Genomic DNA, 17,888 nt, shown 5'->3' with positions numbered 1-17,888 from the left:
ATGACACATGCTCCTGACATCACGCGGCCGCCAAAAAACCTGATCGACGCGCTAAGGGAGATCGGCGCCGCGACGGTTGCCGGCACCCTTGGCCACATGGGATTTCGCAATCCGCACATGGTCGGACCGGTAGCCCAAAACCACGGGAAGTCGATCGTCGGGCCGGCGCTGACGCTGCAGTTCATGCCACAGCGGCCGGATCTATTCACCGAGGGAGAATATGCCGATCCGGAGACGCAGTTGCATCGGCACGTGCTCTATCACGCGCAGGGGGGCGATGTGGTCGTGGTCGACGCGCGCGGCGACATGAGCTCGGGCGTCTTCGGCGATATGATGTCGACGTATTTCAAAGGCAGAGGCGGCGCGGGTATCGTCATCGACGGGTGCATGCGCGACCGGCCTAATGTTGAAAAGCTCGATCTGCCCCTATGGCTGCGCGGCTGGACGCCAAATTATCATGTGCAGACCAGCATCTACCCCAATGCCGTCAACGTTCCGATTGCCTGCGGCGGGGTCACGGTGATCCCCGGCGACATCATCGTCGCCGACGACGATGGCGTGGTGGTGCTCCCCGTCGCGATGGCCGCAAAGGTAATCGAAGAATCGCAGAAGCATCACGACTGGGAGGAGTTCTCGCGAGTGAAACTCATGGGAGGCGGTTCGTTGCAGCGCTACTACCCGCTGCATGACGATGCCCGCGGGGAGTATGAGGAGTGGCGCAAAACAAACCGCTTGGAGAACCCGACTTAGCGCATGGATTACCCTGCGGCGGGCGGCAGACCGTCTGGCGGTATCGCCGGCGTCTACGAAAAAGTGGGGAGTCGAATTTCGCTTTGGGGCACCGCTTTCGATCTGGCAGCCGGGATTGACGTGATTCAGACTTCCCCGAAGTCCGCCGAATGTCGGCTCTTGACGGACTGTGTTGATTCTGGTTTCGGGTTTTCGAGAGTCACTTCTTGCCGACCTCGGCGAACAGGAGGGAGGGATCTTCGTTCTCGAAGCGAGGCGTTTGACGCGGTCCTAGAGGTCACGAGCGCGGTCGGACGAGTTGGTATTTGCTCGGCACACCAGGCCCCTAGTTTCCTACATCAAGAAACGCACAAGTCAGCGCTGAAGCGCGAGGCCGAAGCTCATGCTTTCCGCGTTAATGTTCAGGATGGTAAGGTGATCCTTGACGGCAACGTCAAGGTTTAGTCCGAGCGCCAGGCTCCCAAACTTGCTGCCTGGTTGTCGCAGGGAGTCCGGACTGTGGAAGATCGGATTTCGATCATCCGATGGCTCGACAAGCTGGACGCGGCGATTGCTTTGGAGGCAACCTCCCTTCGATCGATAGGCGCGGTACTCGACAGGCCCTGCATGAACATTGTGATGTTTACCAACACATTCAGCCCGCATGTCGGCGGCGTTGCACACAGCGTTGCGTCGTTGTCGGAAATGCTGCGTGAGTTGGGGCATGCAGTCCTGATCGTCGCGCCGGACTATGCGGAAGCAGCTCGATCAGAAAGCGACATCCTTCGTGTCCCTGCGATCCAGAATTTTAACGGCAGCGATTTTTCAGTGCCGATTCCGTTCACCCGCTCGCTCGAGAAGACACTGAACGCCTTCGAACCGGATGTCGTCCATTCGCACCACCCGTTTCTTCTCGGCGACACCGCCCTTCGCACCGCGGCGTCGCGAGCATTGCCGACGATATTTACCTATCACACCCGCTACGAACTCTACGGCCACTACGTTGCGCAGGATGCACCGGTCCTCCAACGGCTCGTGCTCAGCCTGGCGGCTGGCTACTGTGACCTGTGCGATCATATCATCGCTCCAACTCAGAGCATTGCCGACCTCTTGCGCCACCACGACGTCACCAAACCGATCACTACAATCCCGACCGGCATTGATCTGGCCAGGTTCGCCGATGGAGATCGGCTGAGATTGCGGAGCCGGTTGGGAATAGTGGAAACCGATTTCATCGTCGGGCACGTAGGCCGGCTGGCGCCGGAGAAGAACCTGACTTACCTCACTGAAGCGGTTTGCCTGTTTCTTTTGCAAAATGAGCGCGCGCATTTTGTCGTCGCCGGCGACGGTGCGTCAGCGTCCGAAATGCGCCGCATGCTGGACGAGGCGGGTCTTCAGGACAGGTGCCATCTGCTAGGCGTGGTCGAAGGCGCCGATCTGGCCGACGTCTATGCCGCCATGGACGTCTTCGCCTTCTCGTCGCGTTCCGAAACCCAGGGTCTTGTGCTCGTCGAGGCGATGGCGACCGGCGTTCCGGTAGTTGGGCTTGATGAACCTGGAGTCCGTGAAGTGGTACGCACCGGAAAGAACGGCTATCTCCTGTCAGCCGATGCGTCCCCAGGCCAATTCTCCAAGGCTCTCGCCAGAGTCCGCGCGCTCACTCCGCCGGGCCGAGCAGCACTGCAAGAAGAAGCCAGACTTACTGCGGCCTCCTACTCACAATCTTCGACCGCGCAGCAGACCGTCGATCTCTATTCGCACGCTGTCGCGAGCCATGCCGGTGCCCGGGCTACCCGCACCCGTTCGTTTGAGGCGACGCTCGAAGGTCTCAAGCAGGAATGGAGAATCCTCGCCAACCTTGCGAATGCCGTCAAGGACGCGGTGGCGACGCGCAGTGACTCCACAAAGTGACGGCTGTGGGACGCTGCGTTCGCGCCTGGACTGCTGCATCCGTCTTCAGCCTATCCCTTCCGCTGAAAGGAAATTTCGTCGGCTCGGTTCGTGTACCTGCCGGTCTCTCGATGCATCATCGATGTCTCTTTAATCTGCTGGCGATCCAGTCCAGGCCGGTAAACAATCCGACGCGATGAAATTCTACCCAAAACTTCGTCGCGAATCCGTTGACGAGAAATGCCCTGACAACATGAAACCCTGTCACAAGCCCGACGGACAAGTGCAGCGTTTGTGCGGTGATGGCCATTTCGACCAGGCCGCCAGGCGAGGCGCCGAGGGTCGCACTGGCCAGGTCCAGTCCCGTTAGCCAGCACAGAAGGGCAGCATAACCGAAAAGCAAGGTGGCAAGGATCAGAATGAAAACCGCGCTGCTGACGAAGACGCGAGGAAGCCGCAAGACCACCTCCCTCTTGAAGCGAGAGCCAATCGAAATGCCGATGAGAAACTGTCCGAACCAATAAGGTCCGCAGGTTGATGCCGTCGGTTGCCGAGCCATGGATGTCAAACAATGAGTGGCAGAATGCAGACCAGAAGCGCCTGGCTGATGCTATGGCCGATACCGTGGTCCTCACCTACTCGCTTTGCACGATCCCGCACCCGAACGGCGCGCTGGCTGAGTTCCGCCGCGTCCTGAAGGCCGGCGGGCGGCTGGTGTTCATAGAGCATGGCGGCGGCGAAACTCCGCTCCCCGAGCACGCTGCAAGGGCGTCTTGTCGGACTGTGGGGCTGGCTTGCCGGCGGCTGGCATCTGACGCGCGAGCCAGCGTGGCTGATCGCGGACGCCGGTTTCACGATCCAGCGCCAAGAAAGAAGGTGGTTTCCCGCGCCTCTGGCAGCTCGGAATTCACACCACCGGGGAAGCGCTCCTCGGCGCTGAAACAAACGAAACACTTCGCGTTCAGCGCGGAAAAACGCCTGAAACAGGGATGGTTTAAATGCAACGGCACCGCTGCATTCCGCGGCGTTAATCATGGAGCGTTGCAATGTCGATAATGCGAGCAGCTTACCGCTCTTTCCGGGACTACCGGGTTCACCGTATGGCGGAACGGACCCTTGCGGCAATGGAGGATGCCCTCCTGAAGGACATCGGGATCAGCCGGTCCGAAATTGGTTTGGTGGTCCGCGGCTTGAAGCGCGGCCAAGAAGACAAGGCGGGCTGAAACCATGAAGCTTTCATTTAGGCTCCCGCTACTGGCCTGTGCGAGCGTGGCCGCCCTTCTGGCGGCGCCCGCCGCCAATGCCCATGACTCGGGCCTTCCGCACCGCCAGGCCAAGGCGGCGGCGGTTGCCGAGGATTCGACAAGCGTCCCGCTGTTCGAAAACCTAGGCAGCCATTCCTACCTTGTCACCACCGCTAACCCGCTGACGCAGGCCTATTTCGACCAGGGCCTGCGCTGGGCGTGGGCGTTCAATCACTCTGAGGCGCAGCGCGCTTTCAGGGCCGCGCAGAAGCTGGACCCGACCTGCGCCATGTGTTTCTGGGGCGAGGCTTACGTGCTCGGCCCCAACATCAACGCCGGCATGGATCCGGAGGCAGCCGCGAACGCCGCCGAAGCCGTCGCGCAGGCGCGCAAGTTGGCGCACCTCGCCTCCAGCCGGGAAAAGGACCTCATCGCCGCGCTCTCCAAGCGTTACAGCGCCGACACTTCGACCGACCAGGGCGCCCTCAACCGGGCCTATGCCACGGCGATGGCGAAACTGGCCGAACGCCATCCGCAGGACGACGAGATCGCCACGCTCTACGCCGACGCGCTTATGAACCTGATGCCGTGGGACTACTGGCTTGACAGCGGAGCAACGCCAAAGCCGGACACGATCAAGCTTGTGGCCTCACTGGAGCGGGTGCTGGGCCGCAATCCGGATCATGCCGGCGCGATCCATCTCTATATCCACGCCGTCGAAGCGTCCAAGACGCCGGAAAGGGCCGAACCCTACGCCGACCGGCTTGCCGCCCTCATGCCCGGCGCCGGACACATCGTGCACATGCCATCTCACATCTATCACCAGGTCGGCCGGTGGATCGACAGCCTGGAGATCAACCGCGAGGCGGTGGTCGCGGACGAGGCCTATTTCGAGCGCGTCAGCATAGCGCCGGAGAGCACGCCCGGTGTCTACACGGACGGCTATTATCCTCACAACCTGCATTTCTTGATGACCTCCGCACAGATGGCGGGCGACGTCGAGGCAATCGCCGGGGCGGCCAAAAAGCTCGAAGCGCTGGTCTCCGACACCATGGCCAGAAAGGTGGCTGGGCTGCAGCCGATCAAGGCGGCCACCTATTTTGCGCACGCCCAGTACAGCGATCCCGAGGTCATACTCGCGCTGCCGGTGCCGGCAAACGCCCTGCCGTATGTCGAGGCAACCTGGCGATATGCGAGGGGTGTCGCCTTCGCCGCAACGGGTGCGAGCGAGGCGGCGCGCGCAGAAGCCACCGCAATCCGCAAGCTCGCCGCCGAGACCGATTTTTCCACGGAGACGGCGGGAGGACTTCCGGCGCCGGACCTGCTGGAATTGAGCGCGCTAATCGTGGAGGCCCGCATTGCCCAGCACCAGGGTGACCTACAGGAAGCGCGCAACAAGCTTGAGGCGGCGGTCGCGATCGAGGACGGCCTTGCCTATATGGAACCGGCCTACTGGTATTATCCGGTCCGACAGACGCTCGGCGCGATCCACATGGCCATGGGCGAGCACGAGGCGGCCGCGGCAGCTTTCGAGCACGTCCTGGAGCAGACTCCAAACAACGCCTGGGCGTTGTGGGGCCTGCGCGAGGTTTTCCGCAGGACCGGCAGGGCAGCGGACGCCGAAGAGATGGATGCACGCCTCAAGGCCGCCTGGGTGGGAGCGCCGGACTTTCTCGGCATCGAACGGCTCTGAGCCGCGCTTAAGGTGCCGGCGTCGTTGTCGGCTCAGGAAACGTGTCGCAGCCTCGCAACCCGGCGGCTGCGGCACACAATTCCAGGTGTCGAGAAGACAGGCTTGGCCTGCACGCCTGCCTTTCAGTGCCCACACGTCATAGTGGAACCGCAACCCAACGCAGCATGGATCCCGAAAATCAGAAGTTTGAGCGGGGGAGCCACAAAATCGCAATACCTCGGCCGCAAGGGCTGCGCTGGTCCAACTAGGCAGCGGCGCGCTCAAGAGTAGAGGTAACCCATGCCGCGGATTGTCCTGATTACCTCCGGCTTGGAGGGATCGACCTCAATTTTCTTCCGCAGGCGCGAAACGCGAATGTCGATGCTGCGATCGAAGGGATCCCATCCGCGGTCGTGGGCGAGTTCGAGCAGTTGATCGCGGTTGAGTACTCGTCCGCGATGTTCGCTGAATACTTTCAGAAGCCGGAACTCCATCGCGGTGATCGCTATTTCGGCCCCGTCGGCGTTGTATAATTTGTGTGCGTCCGGGTCGAAGCGGCACTTGCCGAACTGGACCTGGTGGCCCGGAGTGCTCGCTTTCTCCGCAGCTCTTTCGCTCGCCGATGTTCTGCGCAGCACGGCCTTTACCCGCGCCAGCAGCTCCCGCAGGTCCACGGGCTTCGCGACATAGTCGTCGGCGCCAATCTCCAATCCGACAACGCGGTCGACGATTTCCGCCGATCCGGTCAGCATGATAATGGCAACGTCTGAGTGCTCTCGTAGATATCGCGCCAGGGAGAGGCCATCCTCTCCTGGCATTCGGATATCCAATATGACCACATCGACGTGCTGGCTATCAACAAGTTCACGCAGGGCAGGCCCTGCATTGGCCGGCGTCACGGCATAGCCATGATGCTCCAGATATTCCGCCACCGTGTCGCGGATATCCGGTTCGTCATCGCAGACAACTACGTGTGCGTGCGTCGTCAAAATCGACCACCGAGCAACTAGCCTAATCGAAAAGTTGCCTCTGGAGTGACGTGCAATTCAATGGATCTGTCAAGTATTGTTGTTAACCAAGTTCGAGACAAACGAAAGGAGCTCGTTAGGTTTGATCGGTTTCTCAAGATAGGGCCGTTTCGCGGCGCGCAGGAACATCTGCGCGTCCGGGCTGATCGTGTCCCCCGTCAGGAAGGCTAACCTGTCGAGCTCGGCCGGATGGAGCTTGGCAATCTGGTTGAACAATCCCCGTCCGTCCATGTTCGGCATTTTCAGATCGCTCAGGATCAGCGCGAAAGTGCGGTTCTGGAGGTGCAGCAGCGCTTCTTCGCCGGATCTGGCAAAGGTGACGTTGAAACCATCTCGTCTGAGCACCTCAGCGACCAGCTCACCCACTTCCTCTTCGTCGTCCACCACCAGACAAGCAATGCCGGTTGAATTCGGGAGCTCGTCTTCGGCCGTTTCGGCTCGTTCGTCGAGACGGTCCGAAGCAGGCAGCGAAAGTATGAAGGTCGAGCCACCCCCCTCGGGGGATTCGACCTCGATGGTTCCTCCATGGGATTGAACGATCCGATGACAGAAGGATAGCCCGATCCCGGTTCCTGCCCCAATCTCTTTCGTCGTGAAGAACGGCTCGAAAATGCGGGGAAGTATCTCTTTGGAAATTCCCGGACCCGTGTCGGCAACGCTGACGACTATGTTGCCGGTCGTGGGATGAAGCCGCGTTGAAACCGTGATTGTCCGTCGCCCTTCCCAGCCGTGCAGCGCCTGTTCTGCATTGACAAGCAAATTGATCAGCACCTGGGCAAGCTGATCGGGATCCGCCCAGATCGGGGGAAGACCAGGTTCAAGATGAACTGAAAGCCCGATGTCCGACGATCGAATCGAATAGCTCGCCACGTCCACCGCTTCGGAAATAATGTCATCGATCGCAACGTTTGAGGTTCGCGTCGGCTGCTGTCTGGCCATAGCCAGGAAAGTCTTGACGATCCTGGCGCAGCGTTCGGCTGCCTTGCTCATCTTGTCGGCGCGTTCCACGACCTTGGCGTCGGTTGCGGTCTCCTTCAACAGCGATGACAGGCCAAGCACCACCGAGAGCGGATTGTTGAGTTCATGCGCCACCCCCGCCAGCAATCCGCCGAGCGCCGACATTTTCTCGTTCTGGTGCAGCGTCTCGCGCTGCCGCTCCAATTCCTGCTGCATTTCGATACGGTCGGTAAGATCGTAGGCGTGGGAAACAATCACCTTCTCACCGTGGTAATCGATCAGTCGAGACGAAATCGAGCACCAGCAGGTTCCACCGTCCTTGCGTTTGAGCTGGGTTTCGAAATCGTCGACCAACCCCATCGCGAGCAGCCGTTCAACGTATCGCATCCGCGCTGAAGGATCGACATAGTAGTCGATGGCGCTGGTCACGTTGCCGAGCAGCTCAACGGTGGCGGGGCTGCGGTAAAGCAGCTTCCCGTCATGCGCGCGGGTCATCTGGATGTTGACGGGGCAGGCTTCGAGGACCTTGCAGACCATTTCATCCGCTTCCTTGGCGGCCTCCTCGGCCCGCTTGCGCTCTGTAATGTCGACACGGGTGACCACGAACCCGCCTTCGCGGGTCGGACAGTTCGAGACGAAAAACCAACCCCCGTCTGTGTGACGGAATTCCTGTTGCCGGAATTCGCGGCGGTCCCTTGCCCTCTCGGCAAGCCAGTCGTCGATCTTGTCCCGTGGAACCGGAAACTGGTTGCGCTCTGCGGTCACGCGGAGGAACTCGAACCAGTTCACGCCGGGAACGAGCACATCCGCGCTTATCGCGTGCATCTGGCGGTACCTGCTGTTGGCCAGCACCAGGCAATCGTTCCTGTCGTAGAGGGCAAACCCTTCGGCCAGAGATTCGATCGCGTCGATCAGCCGCTCGTTGGCCTTGCGCGTTTCTTGCTGGGCGGCGATCATGTCGGTGATATTCGTCGTGTTCGACACTATCACCTGCCTTCCCTGGAAATCGATCAGGCGAGCGGAAATCGAAGCCCAGAAGGCCTTGTTCTCGGTGTCGTACTGCTGGATCCGAAAATCATCGATCCTGCCCTTTTCGATCAGGGTGCGCTCCAATATTGCGCTATAGTCTGGATCGACATAGTGGTCGGTTATTCGAGGACGGTCGGCGTAGAGATCTCTGGTAGCAGGATTGCGGTAGAGCGTTTCTCCCTCGATCGTGGTCATGTGTATCGGCGAAGGGCAGGCATCGAGCACCTTTTGCAGCAGTGCCGTGGCGTCGCGCTCGGCAGCCTCGGCCTTCTTGCGCTCGCTGATGTCGGCGCGCGTTACGACGAAGCCGCCAAGATCGGTGGGATGTATCGATACCGAGTGCCATTTGCCGTCGGAGAGGGGGACTTCGAAATGGGAGTGAAACTCGATCCGGCCTTGAATCCGCTCGTCCAGCCACTCATCCTCGCGCCCAACCGCATTGCGGTACACGCCGCGCTTGGCGGATTCGCGAAGGAGTTCGGCCCATTCCACGCCCGGTTTAACGAGATCCCGCACCGGGTGGTTCAGCTCGCGGTAAAGGCTGTTGCACATGACCAGGCGGTGATCTTCGTCGTACAGTGCGAACCCCTCGGAGAGTGATTCAACGGCGTCTGCGAGCATCTCCCGCGCCGCAGCGACCTCGCCGTCACGCTTCTTCTGCTTGGTCACATCGGCGATGCCGGCGAGAACCACTCGCCGGCCCTGGAACTCGACGATCCTGAGATTGCCCGTGGCCCAGAACTCTTGGCCGTCGGGTCTTTTAAGAAGCACCTCGCAATTTTCGACGACGCCCTTTTGCATGAGCTCCCGATTGATTTCCCGGTGTTTCTCGGGGTCGACAAAGTAATCGCCGAGCCGCACCGTCTCGCGTTGCGCCTTTTTGCTCCATCCAAGCAGCCGTTCGGCAGCATTGCTCTGGTAGATGAGTTCCCCCGAACTCGCGTCGTTCATCCATACCGGCAACGGATGATGCTTGATCAAGAAACCGAACAGATCTTCGCGCTGCTTCCGTTCCGTGATGTCCAACACCCCGATGATGAGCGAGCGGCGCCCGCCATAAACACCGCGACGGCAGTTGGTCGAACACCAGACAGTCGATCCGCTCGCGTTTCTAAGCTGGATTTCGTGATCCCGCACGATGTCGCTGTTGTTGGCAAGAGACCTGATTTCATCGAATTCGCCAGTATTCACGAAATGATCCGTCAGGAATTGCGGTTCGTTCGACGTCCATTTTCGGCCAAGCAGGTTCGACGCATCGAGGCTTTCATAGAGGATTTGCCCGCTTCCCGCGTCCACCACCCAAACGGGCAGCGGGTGACTGTCCGTGATGCAGCGGAATATCTCGGCGTTTTCCAGGTGCGCGATCTGCGCTCGCTTCATGTCAGTAATGTCGACGCTTACCAGGGCGATGCCACCGTCCGGCCGAGGATGTGCCGTGAGCAACTTCCACCGCCCATCCAAAGTCTCCGCTTCAACAGGAGCGTCGTCGATTTGCATCCATCGCGCCGCAGCGCTTTCAGCGAACGCGTTGCCCGGCTCGATGGGGCGGCCGTCGAAACTTTTCAGACATGAGAGGGCTTCGGCGATTGCGGCAATGGCGTCCATCGGCTGCATCTCGCCGCGGTCGAGCCGCTGGCTTCCAAATATCTCCGGATTGCTACCAACGAGGACATTGTTGGCGTCAAAGAGGGCATAGCCTGTGGGTGTGGATGTAACCGGATTATCAGGCCGCATGGACGTTCCCTTTGTTCGCGTGATGTCCCGAGGGCGGATACTAGACCCTCTTTGTTTCAGCACACATTCAGACGCTGCGTGATTTGTTTCAACTGTTTCGGCGCGTGGGAGTCTTCGCCAGCGCTGGCGTGAAAACGAAATCTATCCAACGCTCCAGAAAAACGGCCGAAACATGAATGGCCTAGATTGCACGGCCGAAACCACGGCTCGAGCTAACGACTCGGGATCTTAACCAGCCACAAAATGCCGGCTGTCATCCCCTTCGAGCGTGCCGCTGAAACAAACGAAACATTCCCACGGCGTCACAGAAAAACGTCTGAAACGAAGGCGGTGTATGACAAGAAGAGCCGCAGTGCGGCAGATTCAACCGGCGAAACGCAAATGTCCGGCGCCCAGGACGAACAATCTAGTCTTGGCGAGTTGCCGACGCGTCTTGCTCCGAAACCTGAGGGTTCAAAATGGATAAGCCAGTAACTTCGTATGATTTCCCCGACCGGCTCCGCGCGAGCCTTATTGACCAAAACCATCCGGTCTATGAAGAGGCTCGCGGGCTCTACAACGCTATGATCGACAAGAGGCCGCGCTGGATCATCCCTTGCGCCGAGGTCGCCGACGTCGTCGCGGCCGTCAATTACGCCCGAGAGAAGCATTTGCTTCTTGCCATTCGCGGCGGCGGCCACAACGGTCCAGGCTTCGGCAGTTGCGACGGCGGGATGGTCATCGACATGTCGCCGATGAAACGGGTCGATATCGATCCCACGACTCGAACGGTTCGCGTCGAGGCCGGCTGCACCCAAGGCGATGTCGACCGCGCCACCAGCGTTCATGGGCTGGCGGTGCCGGCGGGCATCGTCGCGACCACAGGCGTCGCCGGACTGACGCTGGGAGGCGGCACCGGCCATCTCACGCGCAAACACGGCCTCACCATTGACAATCTGCTTGCGGCCGAGGTCGTGCTGGCCGACGGCAGCGTCGTGACGGCAAGTGAGGACGAACACCCGGAGCTGTTCTGGGCGCTGCGCGGCGGCGGCGGCAACTTCGGCGTTGTGACGCGCTTCATATTTCAGGCGCATCCGGCGAAGGATGTCTATGCCGGGCCGATCTTCTTCGACATCGCAGATGCCGCGGAGATCATGCGCTGGTACCGCGACTTCCTGCCCGGAGCGCCGCGAGAGCTCGGGATGTTCTTCGGCATCAAGACGGTGCCCTCCTGCGACCCTTTCCCGCGCGAGATCTGGGGAAGGCGCATATGCGCGCTGATCAGTTGCTACAACAGCGCAGAGGAGGACGGCATCCGGGCGATGCAGCCCGTGCGCGACGCGCTTCCCAAGCCTTTGATGGACGGTATGGTGCAGATGCCCTTCGTCGATCTGCAGGCGCTGTTTGATCCGCTGCTGCCGAAGGGCTTGCAGTGGTACTGGAAGGGCGATTATGTCGACGAGCTGTCCGATGCGGCCATCGCTGCCCATGCCGAGCACGGCTCGAAGACCCCGAGCGAGCTGTCGCTGATGCATCTCTACCCCATCGACGGAGCGGTTCAGGACGTGGCTCCGGACGCCACCGCCTGGGGGGGCGCGGCGAGCGCGTTGGTCCATGGTTATCGCGGGCATCGATCCCGACCCGACGAAGGCGTCGGAGCTGAGGCGCTGGGCAAGCGAGTATTGGGCCGCGGTGCACAAGCACAACCCGCATGGCGGCGCCTACATCAACTTCATGATGGATGATGAAGGTGAAGCGCGCGTGCGCGCCGCCTACGGTGCCAACTATGAGCGGCTCGTCTCGGTTAAGCGCAAATACGATCCGGCGAACCTCTTCCGCGTCAACCACAACATCCGGCCGTAAGCCGGGCTGAGCCTGTCCGTCTTTGGGGCACGCCGAGGCGGACAGGCTTGTGGCATGCGAAAGCCGGTGTCGCGTTCCATCGAGGGCTGACCGGAAAGCGGCCCTTACGAACTGGAAATGCCAGACAGCAATTGGCCTGCGATCATCAGCCCTCGCCGTCATCGTCGCGGGTAGTGGCGCGCCCCCATTTCGGTCGACAATCCCTCTAAGACGACTTTTCCCAACATGCGGCCGCCCTCAACAAGCCGATGCGCCTCCAGAAGACTGCTGGGCGTGAGCTTTCCAAGGTCGGTCGTCACTGTGGAGCGCAGGACACCGGAGTCGGCGAGCGCCGAGACCTCTTCGAGAATCCTGTGATGAGCGACCATGTCAGCACCGCCAGAATGAGGTCGCGTCACCACGTCCTCCCAATGCAACGAAGCGCTTTTCGACCGAAGCGGCGTCGCATCAAGGATTGCGTGGTTGGTGATGACTCCGACCTTGCCGTAGGGGGCAATGATCGCTGCGATCGCAGCCCAATGCTGCTCTGTCTGGTTGAGGGCTGCGATGTGGGTGATTGCCGAAGCGCCTGTAGCGGCAAGCTCCTCAATCATCGATCGCGAATGATCGATGACATGGTGCGCCCCGAGCGACAGGCACCACTCCCGGCTCTCGGGCCGTGAGGCGGTCGCGATGACGGTCAGGCCGGTGAGGCGTCGCGCCAGCTGGATCAGCATCGAGCCGACACCGCCTGCCCCGCCGATGATCAGCAGCGTGCCGCCATCGTGCAGCCTTCCGGGCGTGACGTCGAGGCGGTCGAACAGTAACTCCCAGGCCGTCAGCGACGTAAGAGGCAGCGCTGCCGCCTGCGCGAATGTGAGCCGGGCCGGCTTGCGGCCCACGAGACGTTCGTCTACCGCGTGCAATTCCGCATTGGCACCGGGCCGATTGAGATTGCCCGAATAGAAGACTTCATCGCCTGGGCGAAAGAGCGTGACGTCGGCACCAACATCGACAACGACCCCTGCAACATCCCAGCCGAGGACGTCGATCTCTTCGCCTAGGAAAACCTGGCCGTTGCGGATCTTGGTATCGACCGGATTGACAGAGACCGCGCGTACCGAGACCAAGAGATCGCGCGGGCGCGGCTTGGGATCCTCTTTGCTGATCTCTACGAAGCATTGAGGATCGGACAAGGCGGAGCCTGGACGGTAGCCGATAGCCTGCATGGGAATTCCTTTTCGATGCTGAAACACCGAGCAAATTGCCATTGCGACAGACTTTGCCAATACGGCTGTTTGGCGTATTAACTTCCCAAAAGGGAACCGTCGGGATGAAGGTAAAGCACTATGTTGATGTGCCGGGGTGCCCGGTGGAGGTTACGCTCGACCTTATCGACGGGCGTTGGAAGGGCGTCGTGCTATTTCATCTGCTCGACGCCGGCTGCTTGCGCTTCAACGAGCTGCATCGCCGTGTACCCGGTATCACCGCACGGCTTCTCACCAAGCAACTTCGGGATCTGGAGGAGGTAGGCCTGGTCAGCAGGACGGTCTATGCCGTAGTTCCACCGCGGGTGGAGTACCGCGTCAGCCAGGAAGGTGAAAGTCTCCGGCCTATTGTGGAGATGCTTTCGAAATGGGGCGAGGCGCGGCTCGAGCGCCAGCGTACGAAGCAGGCTGCAACTCACGCCCGCCGGACTGTTTCGCGGAACTCATAGATAGTGGCAGCATGCGGACTTTGAGATGGCGCAATGCGACCTTGAGGTTGGTGACCTCCGACACAAATTAATAATGACTGCAATATCAATAGCATAGTGGAAAGTCGAGCGGGTCATGCTCTGGCGCCGGTCCACATGCACGAGGTCAGCCGCTGCGATGGCGAGCGTGGTGTCTCGCTCGGCGGATGCACCAAGCAAGTATGAAATATATTTCTGCATATGAATTTTATTGACAGATGAATGAACTCCTGCGAATGATCAATCGCTGGGCCTCGGGAGGAGGTTCGGTGTCAGCAACCACAAGCGGCGGCTCGTAAGTGTCCGACCGCCCAATTGACCAGGCTTCGGCCGAGGGAGGATTCTTGCGCAAATTTTTGAGCATGCTCGCCATTTCGGCAGCAGCCACCACTGTGTTGGGGGCAAGCCACGCCGCGGCCCAGGCCGCCAACCCGTTCAAATGCGAGCCGGGTGAAAAATACGTCATGAACGTCATGGTGTCCGGCGTCGAATATTGGTTCCCGGTCTACGAGATGTTCAAGCAGGCCGGACAGCAGTTCGGTTGCGAGACCGAATACACCGGAACGCCCGAGTACGACGTGAACAAGCAGATAGCGACATTCGACCAGGCGCTGGCTCAGAAGCCGGCTGGTATCCTGGTGCATCCGATGAACTCCGATCCATTCATCGAGCCGATCAATCGGGCTATCGACCAGGGAACGGCGGTAGTCACATTCGCCGCAGATTCGCCCAACTCCAAACGAGTGTCCTACATCACCTCCGACAATCTCGCCGAAGGTACCTATGCTGCTGATGCAGTTGCCAAGGCGATGGACGGCAAGGGTGAATACGCGGTCCTCGAAAACCCCGGACAGGATAATCACGACAAGCGCATCGCCGCTTTCATCGGCCGCATGGAAGCCAAATGGCCTGAGATGAAGCTCGTCGGCCGCGCGGTGTCGAACCAGGATGCGACGAAAGCCTATCAGGCCGTGCTCAGCCTTGCCCAGGCGCATCCCGAACTGGGCGCAGTGTTCATGCCGGAAGCCAACTCGGCAATCGGCGCGGCGCAGGCCGCGAAGGAGGGCGGCGGCAAGATCCGGGTTATGCTGGCCGACGTCAACGCCAAGATCCTCGATATGATCAAGGCCGGCGAAATCTTTGGCTCGGTCAATCCGAACCAGGGCATGCAAGGCTACATGGGGTTCATGCTGCTGTGGCTGGCCAAGCATCCTGAGCTGATCGATCCGATGAACGACGCCCGCCGGTCGGGATTCAACGGCATGGGCGTGCCGTTCGTCGACAACGGCTTTTCCATCGTCACCGCGGAAAATGCCGACGATTTCTATTGGGATGCCTACCTCAAGCGGCGCGGCACCAAGGGCATCGAGGAATAAGGCTCGCCTTCTTCGGAGATCTCTCGGAAATGCTCGAACCGGACGGGGCGCGCTCGCGCCCCGTCGACCGGGCGACTATCGTCAATATCAACATCAATGCTGCAGGGGGACGGAGTGACTGCCGCCGCCATACTTGAAATCCGCGACATATCGAAATCCTTCGGCGCCATCAAAGCGCTGACCGGGGTCGATTTCACGCTGCAGCGGGGCGAAATTCACGCGCTGTGCGGCGAGAATGGCGCGGGCAAGTCCACGCTGATGAATGTCATCGCCGGCATTGTGCAACCCGACGAAGGCACCATCCGTCTCGAAGGCAAGGACGTCACCATCGCATCGCCATCCGCCGCGCAGCGGCTTGGCATAGGCCTCGTCCATCAGGAAATCGCGCTCTGCCAGGATGCTACGGTCGCCGAGAATATTCTCATGGCGGCGATCAACAACCGGCGTGCGCCGCTGATGAATTTTCGCCGGCTCTACGCCGATGCGCAGAAGATAATGGACCTGCTGGCGCCGATCCCGGTCCAGACGCCGGTCGCCGAGCTTTCGATTTCCAACCAGCAACTTGTGGAAATCGCCAAGGCGCTGACGCTCGAATGCCGGGTGCTGATGCTCGACGAGCCGACAGCCGCCCTGACCGAGACCGAGGCGCGGCGTCTTTTCTCAATCGTCCGCGATCTCAAGGCGCGCGGAATTTCAATCGTCTACATCAGCCACCGTATGGCCGAGATCTTCAGCCTGTGCGACCGCGTCACGGTCTTTCGTGACGGCAGATATGTAGCGATCGATTCTATCGCTTCGGTCACTCCCAATGATGTCGTGCGCAAGATGGTCGGGCGCGAAATCACGCAGCTCTATCCGCAAAAGCTCTCGCCTGAACGGCGCAGCGATCGTCCTGTGCTGTCGGTCGGGAATCTCTCCTATCGAGAGGGTTCGGACGGCGTCAGCTTCGCGCTTCGTGCGGGCGAAATTCTTGGCATTGGCGGATTGATTGGCGCCGGCCGCAGCGAACTGGTTCAGACCGTTTGCGGCTTGCGCCCGAAAGTGTCGGGATCTGTCGAACTCAATGGCGAGCCGGTCAACATCAGGACCTACAGCGATGCGGTGCGCGCGGGCCTGGTCTACCTCTCCGAGGACCGCAAAGCGTCGGGCCTGTTCCTGGACCTGTCGATTGCGTCGAACATCTCCGCGCTGGACCTTCGGAAACTGACCACCCCCCTTGGGCTGCTCGACCGCCGCGCCGAGGCAAAGCAGGCCACCGAGCTGGTGGAGCGCCACGGTGTGCGCATGGGCGGCATCGAGACACAGGTGTCGACGCTTAGTGGTGGCAATCAGCAGAAAGTGGCCATCGCCAGGCTTCTTTCGGTTGGCCCCAAGGTGGTCATTTTGGACGAGCCCACACGCGGGGTCGATGTCGGCGCCAAAGTGGAAATCCATCGCCTGCTTCGCGACCTTGCCGAGCGGGGCGTCGGCGTCATCGTGATTTCATCCGAGCTTCCGGAATTGATCGGGCTCAGCGACCGGGTGCTCGTCATACACGAAGGGACCATCGTCGGCGAATTAGGGGCGGACGAATTGACCGAAGAGGCGATCATGCTGCTGGCGTCGGGTGTCCGGCAGCAACGATCAAACGCAAGGCAGGCTCACAATGTCGCTTAGACAGACCGGAGGAACCCTCATGGACGCTGAAATCAAGGCCAGCGCCCCCGGGCTTGGCGGGCGCAACTGGCTGCGTCTGGGGTCAATGCGCGAAGCGGGGCTGATCGCAATCATGCTGGCGCTGTGCATCGCCATGACATTCGCCTCGCCGCATTTCCTGACCTGGGGAAATTTCCGCGCGATGCTGATGAGCTTCTCCATTGAAGGCATCGTCGTGGTCGGCATGACGATACTCCTCATTGTCGGCGGCATCGACCTTTCCGTCGGATCGGTGGTCTGCTTCTCCATGGTCGTCTCAGGCGCTCTCTTCCTGATGGGACTGGACCCGTGGACCGCGAGCCTCATCGGCATAAGCGCCAGCGCGCTGGTCGGCGCGGCGATGGGCTTCTTCGTGACCGTCATCGGGCTCAATCACTTCATCACATCGCTGGCGGCGATGGTGATCGTGCGCGGGCTTTGCCTTGTCATCACCAAGGGAACCCCGCTGTCGCTGTTCACCCTGCCGCCCGGGTTCAAGGCGATCGGCCAGGGCAGCTTCGGCAATGTGCCTTATGTCATCGTAATCTTTGTCGTGGTCGTGGCCATCTTCGATTTCCTGCTTCGGCGCGCCACCGCGTTCCGCAAGGTCTTCTATACCGGCAGCAACGAGAAGGCGGCTCAATTTTCGGGCATCAAGACCAAGCAGGTCAAATTCTGGGTCACGGTCCTCTGCTCGACCCTCGCGGGCTTTGCCGGCGTCATCTACATGTCGCGCTTTGGCGCTGCGACCCCGACCTTCGGCGCTGGCATGGAGCTCAACATCATCGCCGCGGCCGTGATTGGCGGGGCATCGCTCAATGGCGGCTCGGGCACCATCTTCGGCGCCATACTGGGCATGGCGCTGCTCTCCGTCGTCACAAGTTCGCTGATCCTGCTCGACGTCTCCGTCTATTGGCAGGATATGATCAAGGGATGCATCCTGCTCGCGGCGGTATCGATTGACCACTTCCTGCACAGCAGGAAATCCTGAGCAGCAGC

At 60.6% G+C, this 17,888-nt stretch carries 15 protein-coding genes; 11 read left to right on the top strand and 4 right to left on the bottom strand.

Going from position 1 to position 17,888, the window contains the following annotated elements:
* Both EJ075_RS01930 and EJ075_RS01925 read left to right on the top strand, forming a co-directional pair.
* Positions 1-750, top strand: a complete 750-nt coding sequence (locus EJ075_RS01930; protein WP_126103143.1) for a ribonuclease activity regulator RraA — start codon at positions 1-3, stop codon at positions 748-750.
* Between the two features lie 498 nt (positions 751-1,248).
* Entirely contained in the window at positions 1,249-2,640 is a 1,392-nt protein-coding gene (locus EJ075_RS01925) for a glycosyltransferase (protein WP_126103142.1), read from the top strand.
* Between the two features lie 115 nt (positions 2,641-2,755).
* Here EJ075_RS01925 and EJ075_RS01920 read toward each other — a convergent pair whose 3' ends face one another.
* Positions 2,756-3,178 carry an AbrB family transcriptional regulator gene (locus EJ075_RS01920; protein WP_095486254.1) on the bottom strand — a complete coding sequence of 141 codons (423 nt, stop codon included), beginning with the start codon at positions 3,176-3,178 and terminating at the stop codon, positions 2,756-2,758.
* 2 nt (positions 3,179-3,180) lie between these two features.
* Here EJ075_RS01920 and EJ075_RS01915 point away from each other — a divergent pair, with 2 nt between their 5' ends.
* From EJ075_RS01915 to EJ075_RS01905, 3 genes are read left to right on the top strand one after another with little or no spacing between them, the layout of a single operon-like run.
* Positions 3,181-3,675, top strand: a complete 495-nt coding sequence (locus EJ075_RS01915) for a methyltransferase domain-containing protein (RefSeq protein WP_245458088.1) — start codon at positions 3,181-3,183, stop codon at positions 3,673-3,675.
* Positions 3,666-3,842, top strand: coding sequence for a DUF1127 domain-containing protein (locus tag EJ075_RS01910; RefSeq protein WP_095486256.1), 177 nt, complete (start codon positions 3,666-3,668; stop codon positions 3,840-3,842). Before EJ075_RS01915 ends, EJ075_RS01910 begins: the two co-directional genes overlap by 10 nt.
* Positions 3,843-3,846: 4 nt before the next feature.
* Positions 3,847-5,556 (top strand): tetratricopeptide repeat protein, encoded by a 1,710-nt coding sequence (locus EJ075_RS01905; protein ID WP_095486257.1) that lies wholly within the window; start codon positions 3,847-3,849, stop codon positions 5,554-5,556.
* A gap of 260 nt (positions 5,557-5,816) precedes the next feature.
* Here the strand turns inward: EJ075_RS01905 and EJ075_RS01900 are convergent, their stop codons facing one another.
* Complete coding sequence (locus EJ075_RS01900) at positions 5,817-6,524, bottom strand: response regulator transcription factor (protein ID WP_095486258.1); 708 nt, start codon at positions 6,522-6,524, stop codon at positions 5,817-5,819.
* A 69-nt stretch (positions 6,525-6,593) separates the two neighbouring features.
* Entirely contained in the window at positions 6,594-10,283 is a 3,690-nt protein-coding gene (locus EJ075_RS01895) for a PAS-domain containing protein (protein WP_126103140.1), read from the bottom strand.
* A 458-nt stretch (positions 10,284-10,741) separates the two neighbouring features.
* Here EJ075_RS01895 and EJ075_RS01890 point away from each other — a divergent pair, with 458 nt between their 5' ends.
* Positions 10,742-12,007: an FAD-binding oxidoreductase gene (locus tag EJ075_RS01890; protein ID WP_245458087.1), complete on the top strand. Its 1,266-nt coding sequence runs from the start codon at positions 10,742-10,744 to the stop codon at positions 12,005-12,007.
* A complete protein-coding gene (locus tag EJ075_RS33430) occupies positions 11,997-12,125 on the top strand; it encodes a BBE domain-containing protein (protein ID WP_245458086.1) in 129 nt (42 codons plus the stop codon). Before EJ075_RS01890 ends, EJ075_RS33430 begins: the two co-directional genes overlap by 11 nt.
* A gap of 158 nt (positions 12,126-12,283) precedes the next feature.
* On the opposite strand, the gene EJ075_RS01885 is transcribed toward EJ075_RS33430, so the two are convergent.
* Positions 12,284-13,333 carry a zinc-binding alcohol dehydrogenase family protein gene (locus EJ075_RS01885; protein WP_126103139.1) on the bottom strand — a complete coding sequence of 350 codons (1,050 nt, stop codon included), beginning with the start codon at positions 13,331-13,333 and terminating at the stop codon, positions 12,284-12,286.
* Between the two features lie 104 nt (positions 13,334-13,437).
* Here EJ075_RS01885 and EJ075_RS01880 point away from each other — a divergent pair, with 104 nt between their 5' ends.
* The 4 genes from EJ075_RS01880 to EJ075_RS01865 all read left to right on the top strand — a co-directional run bounded on the left by EJ075_RS01880 (position 13,438) and on the right by EJ075_RS01865 (position 17,880).
* Positions 13,438-13,821, top strand: a complete 384-nt coding sequence (locus EJ075_RS01880; protein ID WP_126103138.1) for a helix-turn-helix domain-containing protein — start codon at positions 13,438-13,440, stop codon at positions 13,819-13,821.
* 362 nt (positions 13,822-14,183) lie between these two features.
* A complete protein-coding gene (locus EJ075_RS01875; protein ID WP_126103137.1) occupies positions 14,184-15,215 on the top strand; it encodes a substrate-binding domain-containing protein in 1,032 nt (343 codons plus the stop codon).
* Positions 15,216-15,329: 114 nt separating this feature from the next.
* Entirely contained in the window at positions 15,330-16,871 is a 1,542-nt protein-coding gene (locus EJ075_RS01870) for a sugar ABC transporter ATP-binding protein (RefSeq protein ID WP_126103136.1), read from the top strand.
* 19 nt (positions 16,872-16,890) lie between these two features.
* Complete coding sequence (locus EJ075_RS01865) at positions 16,891-17,880, top strand: ABC transporter permease (protein WP_126103135.1); 990 nt, start codon at positions 16,891-16,893, stop codon at positions 17,878-17,880.
* Positions 17,881-17,888: the final 8 nt, after the last annotated feature.

The sequence above is a fragment of the Mesorhizobium sp. M6A.T.Cr.TU.016.01.1.1 genome, from assembly GCF_003952585.1.
Classification (GTDB): Bacteria; Pseudomonadota; Alphaproteobacteria; order Rhizobiales; family Rhizobiaceae; genus Mesorhizobium; species Mesorhizobium mediterraneum.
This window is presented reverse-complemented; position numbering and strand designations above follow the sequence as displayed.